The sequence below is a fragment of the Geomonas sp. genome, assembly GCF_056994735.1.
Window position 1 is genome coordinate 1 of sequence record NZ_JBXKJL010000158.1, and the last position, 15,789, is coordinate 15,789.

Annotated in this window: 12 protein-coding genes and 1 pseudogene; 12 read left to right on the plus strand and 1 reads right to left on the minus strand. The window is 61.5% G+C overall.

Annotation, left to right across the window (positions count from 1 at the left end; genetic code table 11):
- Positions 1–200 (plus strand): annotated as a pseudogene (locus AC11W3_RS07475) (malonyl-[acyl-carrier protein] O-methyltransferase BioC); the annotation flags it as partial.
- A 262-nt stretch (positions 201–462) separates the two neighbouring features.
- Here AC11W3_RS07475 and ettA read toward each other — a convergent pair.
- Positions 463–2,148 carry an energy-dependent translational throttle protein EttA gene (gene ettA / locus AC11W3_RS07480; RefSeq protein WP_484090112.1) on the minus strand — a complete coding sequence of 562 codons (1,686 nt, stop codon included), beginning with the start codon at positions 2,146–2,148 and terminating at the stop codon, positions 463–465.
- A gap of 152 nt (positions 2,149–2,300) precedes the next feature.
- Here ettA and AC11W3_RS07485 point away from each other — a divergent pair, with 152 nt between their 5' ends.
- The 11 genes from AC11W3_RS07485 (at position 2,301) to msbA (ending at position 15,763) form a co-directional block, all read left to right on the plus strand.
- A complete protein-coding gene (locus AC11W3_RS07485) occupies positions 2,301–3,626 on the plus strand; it encodes an RCC1 domain-containing protein (protein WP_484090111.1) in 1,326 nt (441 codons plus the stop codon).
- A 124-nt stretch (positions 3,627–3,750) separates the two neighbouring features.
- The gene (gene lysS, locus AC11W3_RS07490) at positions 3,751–5,229 is read left to right on the plus strand and encodes a lysine--tRNA ligase (protein WP_484090110.1); all 1,479 of its coding nucleotides are present in this window, start codon (positions 3,751–3,753) and stop codon (positions 5,227–5,229) included.
- Entirely contained in the window at positions 5,230–6,480 is a 1,251-nt protein-coding gene (locus AC11W3_RS07495) for a lipoprotein-releasing ABC transporter permease subunit (protein ID WP_484090109.1), read from the plus strand. It begins immediately after the preceding gene.
- Complete coding sequence (locus AC11W3_RS07500) at positions 6,473–7,153, plus strand: ABC transporter ATP-binding protein (RefSeq protein ID WP_484090108.1); 681 nt, start codon at positions 6,473–6,475, stop codon at positions 7,151–7,153. The genes AC11W3_RS07495 and AC11W3_RS07500 overlap by 8 nt, the downstream gene beginning before the upstream one ends.
- Positions 7,154–7,237: 84 nt before the next feature.
- On the plus strand, positions 7,238–9,733 hold the full coding sequence (bamA, locus tag AC11W3_RS07505) for an outer membrane protein assembly factor BamA (protein WP_484090107.1): 2,496 nt from the start codon (positions 7,238–7,240) through the stop codon (positions 9,731–9,733).
- A 28-nt stretch (positions 9,734–9,761) separates the two neighbouring features.
- The gene (locus AC11W3_RS07510; protein WP_484090106.1) at positions 9,762–10,277 is read left to right on the plus strand and encodes an OmpH/Skp family outer membrane protein; all 516 of its coding nucleotides are present in this window, start codon (positions 9,762–9,764) and stop codon (positions 10,275–10,277) included.
- A gap of 3 nt (positions 10,278–10,280) precedes the next feature.
- Positions 10,281–11,345, plus strand: a complete 1,065-nt coding sequence (lpxD, locus tag AC11W3_RS07515; RefSeq protein WP_484090105.1) for a UDP-3-O-(3-hydroxymyristoyl)glucosamine N-acyltransferase — start codon at positions 10,281–10,283, stop codon at positions 11,343–11,345.
- 108 nt (positions 11,346–11,453) lie between these two features.
- Complete coding sequence (gene fabZ / locus AC11W3_RS07520; RefSeq protein ID WP_484090104.1) at positions 11,454–11,888, plus strand: 3-hydroxyacyl-ACP dehydratase FabZ; 435 nt, start codon at positions 11,454–11,456, stop codon at positions 11,886–11,888.
- 24 nt (positions 11,889–11,912) lie between these two features.
- Positions 11,913–12,689, plus strand: coding sequence for an acyl-ACP--UDP-N-acetylglucosamine O-acyltransferase (gene lpxA / locus AC11W3_RS07525; protein WP_484090103.1), 777 nt, complete (start codon positions 11,913–11,915; stop codon positions 12,687–12,689).
- A gap of 216 nt (positions 12,690–12,905) precedes the next feature.
- On the plus strand, positions 12,906–14,021 hold the full coding sequence (gene lpxB, locus AC11W3_RS07530; protein WP_484090134.1) for a lipid-A-disaccharide synthase: 1,116 nt from the start codon (positions 12,906–12,908) through the stop codon (positions 14,019–14,021).
- Positions 14,021–15,763, plus strand: a complete 1,743-nt coding sequence (msbA, locus tag AC11W3_RS07535; protein ID WP_484090102.1) for a lipid A export permease/ATP-binding protein MsbA — start codon at positions 14,021–14,023, stop codon at positions 15,761–15,763. The genes lpxB and msbA overlap by 1 nt, the downstream gene beginning before the upstream one ends.
- Positions 15,764–15,789 lie beyond the last annotated feature (26 nt).

Below are 15,789 nucleotides of genomic sequence, written 5' to 3' on the forward strand. Positions count from 1 at the left end.
AATTTCATCCGGACGTTCCTGAGCTTCTCCGTTCCCTGAAACGGATCGGCGCCGGAACCGCCACCCCTGTTGCCGCCAAGGGACTTTCCGAGAGAAGGGTGATGCTGGATATGATGGAGATCTACCGGAAGAGCTTCGCAAGGGACGAGGGGATACCGTCGACCTACGAGGTGGTTTACGGATGCGGCAGGAAGGGGTAACTCCTTCGATATTGCCTTTCGTGGGAACGGCATCGTTGCTGCGGTTCGCGCCTGGAAGGGCGCTCCTACGAAAGGGAGAGCCGGCACCGCATGGCTTGCGTCCCTCGCACACAGTTGCTCTCCCGCTTGCGCACCGGAGCGCTTCAGCGCGCAGGCCCGGGGGGCGAGGGGGGCACGCTCCTGGTTAAGCGAACAATATAAGAAAGGGGCGCTCTCAACAGGGCGCCCCTTTCTTGCTTTTTACGTCTCGGTGGGTGAAATGCTACACCCTGGTCAACTGCCGGTACCTGATCCGGTGCGGCTGATCGGCTGCGGTGCCCAGACGGGCGTGGCGGTCCTCCTCGTACTCCGAGTAGTTGCCCTCGAACCAGACGACCTTGCTTTCCCCTTCGAAGGCCAGGATGTGGGTGGCGATCCTGTCCAGGAACCAGCGGTCATGGGAGATGACCACGGCGCACCCGGCGAAATTCTCCAAAGCCTCCTCGAGCGCCCGCATGGTGTTGACGTCGAGGTCATTGGTCGGTTCGTCGAGGAGTACGACGTTGCCGCCGTCCTTCAGCATCTTCGCCAGGTGGACGCGGTTTCGCTCTCCCCCTGACAGGGCGCCGACTTTCTTCTGCTGGTCCGTTCCCGAGAAGTTGAAGCGGGCCACGTAGGCGCGGGAACTGACCAGCTGTTTCCCCAGCTGCAGCTGCTCCTGGCCACCGGAGATGGCCTCCCAGATGCTCTGGTTCGGGTCGAGCGCCTCCCTGCTCTGGTCGACGTAGGCTAGCTTCACGGTGTCGCCGATCTTGAAGCTCCCGGAGTCGGGTTTCTCTTCGCCGGTGATCATGCGGAAGAGGGTGGTCTTGCCGGCGCCGTTGGGGCCGATGACGCCGACGATGCCGCCCGGCGGAAGCCTGAAGGACATGCCGTCCATCAGGAGGTTGTCGCCGTATGCCTTGTTGACGTTCTCGGCCTCGACGACGACGCCGCCCAGGCGCGGCCCCGGCGGAATGTAGATCTCGAGATCCTTCGCATGTTTCTCGCTCTCGGTGTTGAGCAGGTCCTCGTAGGAGGTAATGCGGGCCTTGCCCTTGGCATGCCGCCCTTTCGGAGACATCCTGATCCACTCCAGCTCGCGCTTGAGAGTTTTCTGGCGCTCGCTTTCCGACTTCTCCTCCTGGGCCAGGCGGTTTTGCTTCTGCTCCAGCCACGAAGAATAGTTACCCTGCCAGGGAATACCCTGCCCGCGGTCGAGCTCCAGGATCCATCCGGCAACGTTGTCGAGGAAGTAGCGGTCGTGGGTCACGGCGATGATGGTGCCGGCGTAGCGCTGCAGGTGCTGCTCCAGCCAGGCCACAGACTCGGCGTCCAGATGGTTGGTCGGCTCGTCCAAAAGGAGGATGTCGGGCTTTTGCAGCAGGAGACGGCAGAGGGCGACGCGACGCTTCTCCCCGCCGGAGAGCACGTCGACGGGGGTGTCACCGGGAGGGCAGCGCAGCGCGTCCATGGCCATCTCCAGCCGGCTGTCGAGGTCCCAGGCGTCAAGGTGATCGAGCTTCTCCTGCACGGCTGCCTGGCGGTCGCACAGTTTCTCCATCTCGGCGTCGGTCATCTCCTCCCCGAAGCGCAGGTTGATCTCGTTGAACTCGTTCATGAGGTCAACGGTCTCCTGCACACCCTGCTCCACGCACTGGCGCACCGTCTTGCCCGCGTCGAGCTTCGGCTCCTGGTGCAGGATCCCGACCGTGTATCCTGCGGAGAGGATGGTCTTGCCGTTGAAATCCTTGTCCTCGCCGGAGAGGATCCTGAGCAGGGAGCTCTTGCCGGAACCGTTGAGACCGAGAACGCCGATCTTGGCGCCGTAGAAGTAGGAGAGATAGATATCTTTAAGAACGGGTTTCTTGTCGTAGAACTTGCTTACCCCGATCATGGAGTAAATGACTTTATTGGGTTCGATAGCCATGCCGTCTCGCCGCCTCCTGGATTAAGAAATAGTGTCTCATTCTTACATGGAAGGAGTGCGCCGTGTCAACTGCCGATTCCGGGAGTCCTTCCTTGACATTCCCCCTTATGTATAGTTAAATCCGCTGATATTTCTTAAGAGGATTACACATAATGATGACAAAACTCCCTTCCCGCCTCTTTGTGGCAGGAGCATTGCTGGCCGTGGCCCTACTGTCGGGGTGCGGCACTTCCTCGAAGAACAGCGTCCCCACCACGGAAGAGATCTTCTTCAGCTTCACCGCCTTCCGAAACCACAGTACCGTCTGGACTTCAGGATATAACAGCTACGGCCAACTCGGAGACGGCACCCTCAACCACCGTTCCGGCTTTCTCCAGGTCCCAACTGCGACCGGGATGACCGAGATCGACGCGGTTGCCGCCGGGGCCAATCATGTCGTGGCCTATAAAGGCAACACCATCTGGACCTGGGGCTCGAATTTCCAGGGGAGGCTCGGCATCGGCGGTGCACTGCCGACCGCCGGGGGAAGCGCATTCGCTCCCCGCCCGCAGCCCATAACGGTGGCGGGCCCGGTCCGTGGAGTTGCCGCAGGGTGGGAGCACTCGGTGGCAATCGTGGAGGAGGAGCCCACCCCCGTGCGTTATGTGTATGCCTGGGGAGGGAACGCCTCCGGGCAGTTGGGGGACGGGACGCTCGCCAATTCCTCTACCCCGGTAAAGGTGCTGACAGCCCCGGGTACGCCGCTGACCGGCGTAAGCAAGGTGGTGGCAGGCGGAAGCCACTCTCTGGCGCTGACCGCCGACGGCAAAGTCTACAGTTGGGGTTTGAACGACCAAGGCCAGTTGGGGCTAGTGAGCCCTGCCGTTACCAACCTGGCCCAGCCGGTGGATGCACTTCCCAACCGGATCAACCAGTTCCTCGGTATCGTCCCTGCAGACCAGGCGTTGCCTGACGGCATCGGTATCAGCGATATCGCCGCGGCAGGAAGCTACAGCCTTGCCCTGGTGGGCCGCAACTCCTCGGCCCTCGACGGCACGGTGTGGGGCTGGGGATACAACGCCTACGGACAGCTCGGCCCGCGCATTAACGTCCCTGACGCGAAGACCCCCGCCCTGATAACGAAGGCCGACGGCGCTGCCTTAAGCCCCGTCGTCAGGATATCGGCGGGCCAGGCGCACGTGCTGGCCATCGTGCAGAATGTGGACACCAGGAAGAATGAGGTGTGGGCCTGGGGTTTGAATGACAAGGGCCAGGTGGGGACCGGGGCGGCTTCCATCTTCATACCCGCCCCCGTGAAGGCCACTGTGCTCGATTCCATCCCCGGCGAGATAGAGGATGTCTACGCCTCCGGCAGCCAGTCCTTCGCCAAAATCGGCGGGAAATGGTACGGATGGGGGGACAACGGCTGGGGACAGCTGGGGCAGCCCGTTCCCAGCAATTCGATCGCTTTTCTGCTGACACCCACGCAGATTTTTTAGGGCGGCCAATACGCCCCTGCCGGGGGGCTGGCAGCCTCCATTTCCCTTGACTTGACGCGCCTACTTGGGCTAATTTGACGGATTGTTTCCCAGCCCACGGCGCTAGAAAGGTTAATCAGACAATATGGAAGAGTTGAGCGAACTGCTGCTGCAGAGAAGACGTAAAGTTGACGCACTTTGGGAAGCCGGGATAAACCCGTACCCTAACGATTTCAGGCCCGAGCACACCTCCGCGGATGTCCGCGCCGCTTACGGCGACAAGGAAGTGATCGAGGAAAACCCCCAGCTTTTCGTGCTGGCCGGCCGCATCCTGGCCCGCCGCTCCTTCGGCAAGGCCGCGTTCGTGCAGTTGCAGGACCGTAAGGGCCGCGTTCAGCTTTACCTGAAAAAGGACCAGCTGGGCGAGGAGCTCTTCTCCGAGTTCGAGAACTACGACATCGGCGACATCGTCGGTGCCTCCGGTCACCCTTTCCGTACCAAGACCGGTGAGCTCTCCATCGCCGTCAGCTCCATTCGACTGCTGACCAAGTCGCTGCTGCCGCTTCCCGAGAAGTTCCATGGTCTTACCGACGTCGAGACCCGCTACCGCCAGCGCTACGTCGACCTGATCGTCAGCCCCGAGGTCAGGGACGTCTTCTTCAAGCGCTCCCGCGTCGTCTCCTTGATCCGCGAGTTCATGACCCGGCACGACTTCCTCGAGGTGGAAACCCCGATGATGCAGCCGATCCCCGGCGGCGCCACGGCCAAGCCGTTCGTGACCCATCACAACGCCCTTGATATGGAGCTCTTCCTCCGCATCGCCCCCGAGCTCTACCTGAAGAGGCTGGTGGTAGGCGGCCTGGATCGTGTTTTCGAAATCAACCGCAATTTCAGGAACGAAGGGATCTCGGTGCGGCACAACCCCGAGTTCACCATGATGGAGTTTTACCAGGCCTACGCCACCTTCGAGGACCTGATGAACTTCACCGAGGAGCTCCTCTGTCACGTGGCGCAGGAACTCCTGGGAACCCTCGACTTCAGCTACGGCGGAACACCGATCAGCTTCCAGCGCCCCTGGCAGCGCTTCACCGTCAAGGAGGCCATCCTCCACTACGGCGAGATCGATGCCAAGTCCCTCGAGGACCGTGACCTGGCCTACGCCTACGCCACCAAGCTGGGCCTCGATCTCCCGGAGGACGTCGGTTACGGCAAGCTCGTCACCGAGATCTTCGAGGAAATCGCCGAACCGAAACTGATCCAGCCGACCTTCATCACCTCCTATCCGACCGAGGTCTCGCCCCTCTCCAGGAAGAACGACCACGATCCCGAGATCGTGGACCGCTTCGAGTTCTTCTGCGCCGGGCGCGAGATGGCCAACGCCTTCTCGGAGCTCAACGACCCGCGCGACCAGAAGGAACGCTTCCTGGCCCAGGTCGCCGCCAAGGACAAGGGGGACGAAGAGGCCCACTACATGGACGAGGACTACATCCGCGCGCTGGAATACGGCCTCCCGCCGACAGCAGGCGAGGGGATCGGCATCGACCGCCTGGTCATGCTCCTGACCGACTCCCCGTCGATCCGCGACGTCATCCTCTTCCCGCAGCTCCGCAAAGAGGCGAAGTAAATGCCCTTCGAGCTCTTCATAGGGCTGCGCTACCTGAAGGCGAAGCGCAAATCGACCTTCATCTCCTTGATCACCCTGATCTCCGTCGCCGGAGTGGCGCTCGGGGTCATGGCGCTCATCATCGTCCTGGCGGTGATGACCGGTTTCGAGGAGGACCTCAAGGACAAGATCCTCGGTACCAACGCGCACATCGTGATCCTCAACTCGACCGGCGCGGTGAACGACTATCAGAAGCTCCTCAAGAAGGTGGAGGGGATGGACGGGGTCGTGGCAGCCACGCCCTTCATCTACAACCAGGTGATGCTCTCCTCCGGCAGGAACGTGTCGGGGGTGGTGCTGCGCGGCATCGACGTGCAGACCGACGCCAAGGTGACCAACCTTCACAAGTCCATTGTGGAGGGGAACCTCCAGTCGCTGGACGATACCGCCGCCAAGACGCCGGGGCTGGTGGTCGGCAAGGAACTGGCCAAGAACCTGGGGCTCTTCCTGGGCGACACGGTGGACGTGATCTCCCCGATGGGCAATATAACCCCCTTCGGGATGATGCCGAAGATGCGCCGCTTCAAGATCACCGGGATCTTCAACACCGGCATGTTCGAATACGACTCCACCCTGGCCTATGTCTCGCTGGCCGAAGCCCAGCAGTTCCTGGGGATGGGTGACGTGGTAACCGGTATCCAGCTCAAGGTGCGCGACGTCTACAAGACCGGGCAGCTGGCCCAGACCCTGAACACCGAGCTCGGCCCCCCGTACCATGCGCGGGACTGGATGCAGATGAACAAGAACATCCTCTTCGCCCTGAAGACGGAGAAGAGCGTCATGTTCGTGATCCTGACCCTGATCGTGCTGGTGGCGGCCTTCGGCATCGCCTCCACGCTCTTCATGGTGGTCATGGAGAAGACCCGGGATATCGCCATACTCAAGTCAATGGGTGCGACCAGCAGGAGCATCATGCGCATCTTCGTCTTCGAGGGCGTGATCATCGGGGTCTTCGGCACCGTCGTCGGCGTACTGAGCGGCCTGCTGGTGGCGCTGAATCTGGAGCCGATCGTCTCCGTCATTCAGAAGGTCACCGGCTTCGAACTTTTCAGCAAGGATATCTACTACCTGGATCACTTCCCGTCGAGGGTGATACCGTCCGACGTGCTGCTGATCAGCGTGACCGCCGTGCTCATCTCCTTCGCGGCCACGCTCTATCCTTCCTGGGCCGCATCGCGCATGGCTCCCGCGGAGGCGCTGCGCTATGAGTAGCCTCCTCGAGGTCAGGGACCTCTACAAGTCATACGGCAGCGGCCACGCCAAGGTCGAGGTGCTGAAGGGCATCGATCTCGATGTGGAAGCAGGCGACACCATTGCCCTGGTCGGTCCTTCCGGCGCCGGCAAGAGTACGCTCCTCCACGTGATGGGGACCATCGACCGCCCGACGTCGGGAACGGTCCTCTTCGACGGGCAGGAAATTTTCAACCTTTCGGACCAGCCGCTCGCCTCCTTCCGCAACCGCGCGATCGGGTTCGTCTTCCAGTTCCACCACCTGCTGTCGGAGTTCTCGGCGATGGAGAACGTGATGATGCCCCTTCTCATCGGGGGCGAAAAGCGTTCGCGTGCCGAGGGGAGGGCGCTGGAGCTTCTCGACAGCGTCGGGCTCTCGCACAGGGTGACCCACAGGCCGGGGGAACTTTCAGGCGGCGAACAGCAGCGCGTGGCAATCGCGCGTGCGCTGGTGCGCTCGCCGCGCCTGTTGCTGGCTGACGAGCCGACGGGAAACCTGGACATGAAGACCAGCGAGGAGATCCACTCGCTGCTCTACTCCATCCAGCAGAATACCGGGATTTCCCTCGTTATCGTGACTCACAACGAGCACCTGGCCGCGGGGATGCAGCGCACCGTCCGCCTGATTGACGGCAGCATCGTGGAGACGGCCTAGCCCGCATTTCTGGAAGTGCCGGTGGTTGAGGTGACGTCGGATCCTGTTGTAATTCATTGCAATATAAGTAACCTTGGGGGAACCTTGCTGCGCAAAACTATTTCAGCCATGCTCGCCGTTCAGATCCTGGCCGTTTCCGGGACCTCCTTTGCCGCGACCGATAAGGCTGCAGCGGACAAGGCCACCCCGGACAAAGTCGCTGCCAATAAGACACCCGCCGACAAGGGCGCTGCCGACAAGGGCGCTGCCGACAAGGCTGCCACCGAGAGGGCTGCCAACGAGAGGGCTGCCGCCGAGAGGGCTGCCACCGAGAGGGCTGCCACCGACAAGGCTGCCGAGAACAGGATCTCCGCCGTCAAGATCAGCGGGAACCGCCGCATCGAGACTGCCGCCATCATGCAGGCAGTGCGGGTCAGGAGCGGCGAAGAGCTGGACCGGGACAAGGTCGATGCCGACGTCCGCGCCATCTTCAAACTGGGATATTTCCGCGACGTCAAGGCACAGCTTGACAAGGGGCCTGCGGGAACTGTTCTCGAGTACGTGGTTCAGGAAAAACCGGTAGTGAGGGAGGTTAAGATCGAGGGGGCCAAGGAACTCAGCACCGACAAGGTGCGAGAGGCCATCGAGATCAAACCCAACACCATCTACTCCTACAAGGACCTGCAAAAGAGCATCAAGAAGGTCAAGAAGCTCTACAGCGATGAAGGCTACTACCTGGCCGAGGTCGACGGTAGCATCAGCAAACGCTCTGAAACCGAGGTCAACGTCATCTTCCGCATCAAGGAAGGGAAGAAGGTCCTGATCCAGACCATCGCCTTCGAGGGCAACCGTGCCTTCAAGGCCAAGAAACTGAAAAAGGTTATGGACACGGGCGAGGAGTGGATGTTCTCCTGGCTGACCGGCGCGGGGACCTATAAGGAAGAGGCGCTGAAGAACGACGTCGCGCTGATCGCCGACCTGTACATGAACAACGGCTACATCAACGTCAAGGTCGGGGAGCCGAAGGTCGAGCTTCTGCCGGATAAGAGCGGCCTCAAGGTCTCCATCGGGATCACCGAGGGCGAACAGTACCGGATCGGCACGCTGGGCTTCAGGGGCGATCTCCTGGTCGGTTCCGACGAACTGATGAAGATGGTCAAGGAGAAGGGCGGGGAGATTTTCAGCCGGACCAACCTCAGGAACGATGTCTTCACCCTTACCGACTTCTACGCCGACAAGGGGTACGCCTTCGCAAACGTCTCCCCGCAGACCATACTCCACGCCGAGCAGCGCACCCTGGACATCGTCTTCGAGCTGGAGAAGGGAGAGATCGTCCACATCGACCGGATCAACATCGCCGGTAACACCAAGACGCGAGACAAGGTGGTGCGTCGCGAGCTGAGGCTGGACGAGGGGGACCTCTACAGCTCCAGCGGGTTGAAGCGCAGCAAGCAGAACCTTATGAACACCGGCTATTTCGAAGAAGCCAACCTGGTCACAGCGAAGGGGAGCGCCCCGGACAAGCTGGACCTGAACGTCGATGTGAAGGAGAAGCCGACCGGCACCTTCAGTGTCGGCGCCGGATACAGTTCGCTCGACGGCATCATAGGTCAGGGCTCGGTGCAGCAGTCCAACTTCCTGGGGCTGGGGCTCAAGGCCACCGCCGCGGTCGCCATCGGGAGCAAGTCCAAGACTTACAACCTGGGATTGACCGACCCGTACTTTCTGGACTCCAAGTGGAACTTGGGCGGCGACATCTACCGCAACGAGCGGCAGTACGTCGACTACACCAGGCGCGCCACCGGCGGTGACATCAAGGCCGGCTACCCCCTCTCCGACAATGTCAGCACCTTCTGGCTCTACAAGTACGAGGAGAAGGAGATCTTCGACGAGTCGCAGCCCCTGTTGCAGAGCATCCACAACGGCACTGTAATCGCACCGGAACGCTTCTCCACCACCAGCGCCATCCAGGGGAGCCTGACCAGGAACGCCACCGACTATCGCATCGATCCGTCCTCGGGGATGATCAACTCGGTCGCCATCGAATTCGCCGGTCTGGGCGGAACCAACAGGTATGCGCGCTACACCACGGAACACGCCTATTTCCACCCTGTCGGCTTCGGGACCGTGGCCTCGTTGCGGGGGACCTTCGGATTCATCCAGGGGATCGGGGGGAAGGAGGTTCCCATCGATGAGAAGTTCTACTTGGGCGGGATCAGCACCCTCCGCGGTTACTCATCCCGGACCGTCTGCGAAACCAGGGAGGTCCAGGAAGTCAGCTTGAACGGTAACGGCTTCGGGCCCACCAATCGCCGATTCGTCTACCTCGGGGGCGACGTCGAGGCCGTGGTCAACCTGGAGTATACCTTCCCGCTGCTGAAGGAGGCCGGCCTCAAGGGCGTGGTCTTCTTTGATGCCGGTAACTCCAGGGACACCCTGGGCGACACCTTCTCCAAGTTCCTGACCAGCTACGGCGCCGGCATACGCTGGTTCTCCCCGATAGGCCCGCTCAGACTCGAATACGGTATCCCGATCAACCCGCGACCCGGCATCGACCGGTCCAGCGGCAGGTTGGAATTCTCAATAGGAACCATTTTCTAATCTCAAGACGTACGACAAGGAGCATGTCATGAAACGTTTCATCATCGCTTTGACCCTGTTGCTGGCACTCCCCCTCACCGCCCTGGCCGCCGACGGCTCGAAAATCGGCTCGGTGGATGTCCAGAAGGTGCTGCTGACCTCGGATGCCGGGAAGGAGGCCAAGGATCAGCTGAGCCAGAAGGCCGCGAAATATGAGGCCGACAAGGGGAGCAAGGAAGCGGAGCTGAAGAAGCTCAAGGGTGAGCTGGAAAGCCAGGGGATCGTCCTCACCGAGTCCGCCCGCAGTGCCAAGGAGCGGGACTACCAGCAGCGTCTCAAGGAATACCAGCGTTTCCTGAAGGATGCCCAGGAAGACCTGCAGGCCAAGAACGACGAGTTCACCGGCCGCATCGTGGACGAGATCGTGAAGGTGGCGCAGGATTTCGGGCGCAAGAACGGCTACACCGCGATCTTCGTCAAGAACGACACCATGATTTATCTTGATCCCGCCGCTGACCTGACCGAAGAGGTCCTGAAAGCGTTCAACAGCTTCAGGAAGAAGTGAGACATGGCGAAGTCACTAAAGGAAATTGCCCTCTACCTCGGGGGTAGCGTCTCCGGAGACGGCGAGATCTTGATCAATGGCCTCGCCACCCTCGACGATGCCCGCGAAGGGCAGCTCACCTTCCTGGCCAATCCGAAGTACGCCGCCAAGGTTGCCACCACCGGCGCCTCCGCCGTCCTTCTCCCGGAAGGCGGGAATCCGCACGGCCGGAACGCCATCTTCCATCCCAATCCGTACCTGGCCTTCGCGAAACTTCTGACCCTTTTCTACACGGCACCCGCAGCGCCGACAGGCGTCATGCCCGGCGCCTTCGTGGCCGAGGGTGCGAAGATAGGGTCCGACGTTTCCATCTACCCCGGCGCCAGCGTTGGCCCCGGAGTGGTGATAGGGGACCGCGTTACCCTCTACCCCGGCGTCGCCCTCTATCCGGGTGTGGTGGTGGGAGATGACGTTACGCTCCATGCCAACGTCAGCGTGAGGGAAAGGTGCCGCATCGGGAACCGCGTCATCATCCATAACGGCACCGTGATCGGCTGCGACGGCTTCGGCTATGCTCCCGACGGCAACGAATGGTACAAGATCCCGCAGATCGGCATAGTGGTCATCGAGGATGACGTCGAGATCGGCTCCAACACCGTCATCGATCGCGCGGCCCTCGAAGTGACCCGCATCCGGCGCGGCACCAAGATCGACAACCTGGTCCAGATCGGCCACAACTGCGTGATCGGAGAGAACTGCATGATCGTGTCGCAGGTCGGCATCTCCGGCTCCACCCAGGTCGGGAACCACGTGACCATGGGTGGCCAGGTCGGGGTGGCCGGGCACATCAAGATCGGTGACAATGTCATGATCGGCGCCAAGTCCGGCGTCCCCAACAACATTGCCGCCGGGCAGATCGTGAGCGGGATTCCGGTCCTGCCGCACCGGGAATGGCTCAAGATATCCGGTATGGTGCCGAAGCTTCCTGAAATAAGGAAGGGCGTGAGCTCGCTGGAGAAGAGGGTGGCGGAACTGGAGAGCCTGATCGCGAGCCTGCAGGGCGGGGCCGGGGAGAAAGGGCAGGAGTAGAAAAGGCAGGGGGCTACCCGTTCCCGAACGGGGCTCTTTAGTCGGTTTTCCAATGTATTGATAGCGCCGCGGTAACTGCGTGCGGCGAAACTAAATCTAGGAGTTGGCATGCTTGATATAGTGCAGATTATGGAGATCCTGCCGCACCGCTATCCCTTCCTGATGGTGGATAAGGTGCTGGAGGTTGAACCGGGAAAGCGGATCGTGGCTCTCAAGAACGTGACTATGAACGAGCCCTTTTTCCAGGGACACTTCCCCGGGCACCCGGTCATGCCGGGGGTGCTGATCATCGAGGCGATGGCGCAGGTGGCAGCCATCATGGCGTACCTCTCGTCCGGTAACGATGCAGCGGACAAGGTGAGCTACTTCATGGCCATTGACAACGCTCGATTCCGCAAGCCGGTCAAGCCCGGCGATACGCTGAGGATCGAGATCGAGACCATCTTTAACAAACGCGGTATCTGGAGCGTGTCCGGCAAGACCTTCGTCGGCGACACCCTGGTGACCGAGGCGGAGCTCAAGGCTACCCTGGCGGACAGGTAGCGGTTAGGCTAGCGGAGATAGAGCATGATCCACAGCAGTGCAATCATTTACCCCGGCGCCCAGATCGCTGAAGGCGCCGAGATTGGACCGTTCGCGGTCATAGGGGCCAACGTCAAGATCGGCAAGGGGACCAAGGTCGGCCCCCACGCTGTAATCGACGGCTGGACCGAGATCGGCGAGAACAACAACATCTTCCACATGGCCTCCGTCGGCGCGGTACCCCAGGATCTCAAGTACAAGGGGGAGGAGACCTACCTCCGTATCGGCAACGGCAACACCATCCGCGAGTTCGCCACCCTGCACCTCGGGACCGTCACCGGCGACGGCGAGACCACCGTCGGCGATAACAACCTCTTCATGGCCTACTCCCACGTGGCCCACGACTGCCACGTCGGCAGCAACGTGGTGATGGCCAACTCCGCCACCCTGGCCGGGCACGTCAAGGTCGAGGATTACGCCATCCTCGGCGGCCTTTGCGCCATCCACCAGTTCGTCACGGTGGGAGAGAGCGTGATGATCGGCGGCGGCGCCATGGTGGCCAACGACATCCCCCCTTACACCATCCTCACCGGCGAGGGAAGGGACCTGAAGCTGCGCGGCCTGAACCTGATCGGTCTCAAGCGCCGCGGCTTCCCCGACGAGACCATCTCGGCCCTCAAGAAGGCCTACAAGATCCTGGCGTTCTCCGACCTCAAACTCTCCGAGGCGGTCGTGCGGATGAAGGCAGAGGTTCCGTCATCCCCCGCAGTCGATCACTTCATCTCCTCCATCGAGTCGTCCAAACGGGGCATCTGCAGGTAGACGGATCAAGATCAGGATTCAAGTGCAGAACCCACGTCAGTGAAATCAAACCGTCAGGCTGCGAGCCTGCAAGGACTGAGGCTAAGGTTGGTGAAAGGATAGTTTCCTTTTCAACCTTGGCCTCAATCTGCTTTCAGGGAACGATGGTTAGAATTTTTTAGCCTGACTTTTGTTCTCAATCCGGGGTAACAGTTGGCCGAAGAGAACCAATCAGTGATGATAGTCGCCGGAGAGGCTTCCGGGGATATGTACGGGGCGACGCTGGCCTCCGAGATGCGGGCGCTCTCGCCGGGGACCTCCTTCTTCGGGATGGGGGGGGACTGCATGCGCCAAGCCGGGGTCGAGACCCTGGTCGACGCCAACGTGATGGCGGTCATGGGGCTGGTCGAGGTGCTGGGGCACCTCCCGGTGATCGTGAAGGGCTTCAACATCCTCAAGCAGAGGCTCCTCACCGATCCGCCCAGGCTGCTGATCCTGATCGATTACCCCGACTTCAACCTGAGACTCGCCAAGGTGGCCAAGCGTGCCGGCGTCAAGGTGCTGTACTTCATCAGCCCCCAGGTCTGGGCCTGGAGGAGCGGGCGGGTCAAGGGCATAGGGCGCGTGGTCGACATGATGGCGGTGCTCTTTCCTTTCGAGGTCCCCTTCTACCAGAACGCCGGGATCCCGGTCACCTTCGTCGGGCACCCGCTGGTCGACATGGTGCGCCCCGAGCTCAAGAGGGACGAGGCCCTTGCCTCGCTGGGGCTCGACCCGAGCCGCAAGACCGTCGGACTCTTCCCCGGGAGCCGCAAGTCGGTGATAAAGAGGCTCCTCCCGGTCATCCTGGAGGCCGCCCGGCGCCTTAAGTCGCGCTCCCCGGAGCTGCAGTTCGTGCTGCCGCTCGCCTCGTCGCTCAGGCACGAGGACCTGGCGCCGTATCTGGAGCAGGCGCAGGTGCCGGTAACGGTGATCTCGGGAAGGAACCACGACCTGATGGCCGGTTGTGACGCGGCGATCTCGGTCTCCGGCACGGTCATCATGGAGCTCGCGCTGGTGGGGGTCCCTTCGGTCCTCATCTACAAGGTCTCCCCGCTGACCTACCAGGTAGGCAAGAGGGTAATCAACGTCCCGCACATCGGGATCTGCAACATCGTGGCGGAAAAACGCCTGATCAAGGAACTGATCCAGCACGAGGCTGAACCGGTTGCCATCGCCGGGGAGATCGAGGCGATCCTGAACGACCCCGGCTATGCCGCCGGCATGCGGGAAGGGCTGGCGTCGGTAAAAGTTAAGCTAGGTAGCGGTGGGGCGCTGGGCCGGGTGGCCCGCCTCGCCATGGAGATGATGTAATGGAAGCTGTAACGGAAAAAGGGACACACATTTTCAAGAGGCTCCTCGGCTACAGCAGGCCCTACTGGTGGCGCATAGTCATCGCCGCCCTCGGCTCGCTGGGAGTGGGGGGGATGGACGGCGCTTTCGCCTACCTGGTGGAGCCGGTGCTGAAAAAGATGTTCTCCGGCAAGGATATGCAGATCTATTACCTTCTGCCCTTCGGGATCATCTTCCTCTTCGCCCTGCGCGGCGTTTGCCGCTACACCAACGACTACTTCATCAGCACTGCGGGGCAGCTCGCCGTGCAGGACGTCCGCAACGAGATCTACGACAAGAACATGCACCTGGGCCTCGGCTTCTTCAGCCGCCGCGGCACGGGGACGCTGATGTCACGGGTGCTCAACGACGTAGGGATGATGCAGGAGGGGGTGGGCAATATCGTCACCGGCCTCTTCCGCGACGGCATCTCGGCAATCTCCCTGCTGGGGGTCATTTTCTACCGCGACTGGAAGCTCGCGCTGATCTCCTTTGTGGTGATCCCGCTCACGGTGTTGCCGGCCCAGAAGATCGGCAAGCGTATCAAGCGGCTCTCCAAGGACGGGCAGGAGAAGATGGGGGTCCTCGCCTCGGTGCTGCAGGAGACCTACTCCGGCATCAAGGTGATAAAGGCTTTCGGGCTGGAGGACCGCGAGGTGGAGCGCTTCAAGCGCAGCAACTATGAGTTCTACTACTTCGCCAGGAAGAACATAAAGTACGCCGGGCTCTCCACGCCGATCATGGAGTTCATCACCTCTTTCGGCATTGCCGCGGTCATCTGGATCGGCGGGTCCAACGTGATGTCGGGGCAGCGCAGCGCCTCGGAGTTCTTCTCATTCATAACCGCCATGGTGCTGGTCTTCACCCCGGTCAAGAGGCTGATCAGCTCCTACAACAGCATGCAGCGCTCCATTGGCGCGGCTGAGCGGGTTTTCGAGATCATAGACGAGAAGCCGGAGATAGTCGACGCGCCCGATGCCCAGGATCTGGGGCGCGCTCGCGGAGACGTCGAGTTCCGGGACGTGCACTTCAAGTACGACGACGACTACGTGCTGCAGGGTGTGAACCTCCAGGCCAGGAGGGGTGAGGTCATCGCCCTGGTAGGTCCCTCGGGAGGTGGCAAGACCACGCTGGTCTCTCTGATCACCCGCTTCTATGATCCGACCCAGGGCGCCGTTCTCATCGATGGCGTGGACATCCGGCGCCGGACCCTGAAGAGCCTGTTGAGCCAGCTGGCCCTGGTCGACCAGGAGACCATCCTTTTCAACGACACCATAGCGAACAACATCCGCTACGGGAAAACTCTCGCCACTGACGCCGAAGTAGAGGCTGCGGCCAGGGCCGCCTTTGCCCACGAATTCGTGCTGGAACTCCCGGAAGGGTACCAGACCAACATCGGAGACCGCGGCGTGCGGCTTTCCGGCGGGCAGCGCCAACGGATCTGCATCGCCCGGGCCATCCTGAAGGACGCCCCGATCCTGATCCTGGACGAGGCCACCAGCGCCCTCGACACCGAGAGCGAACTGATGGTGCAGAACGCCTTGAACAACCTGATGAAGAACAGGACCACCTTCGTGATCGCCCACCGGCTCTCCACCATCACCCACGCCGACCGGATCGTGGTCATCGAGAAGGGTGTCGTGGCCGAGACGGGGAGCCACAACGCGCTGCTGGAGAACGAAGGGCTTTACAGCCGGCTGCACGGCATGCAGTACAAGAACTAGCCAGAAATCATCTCCCGTCCTGGCCG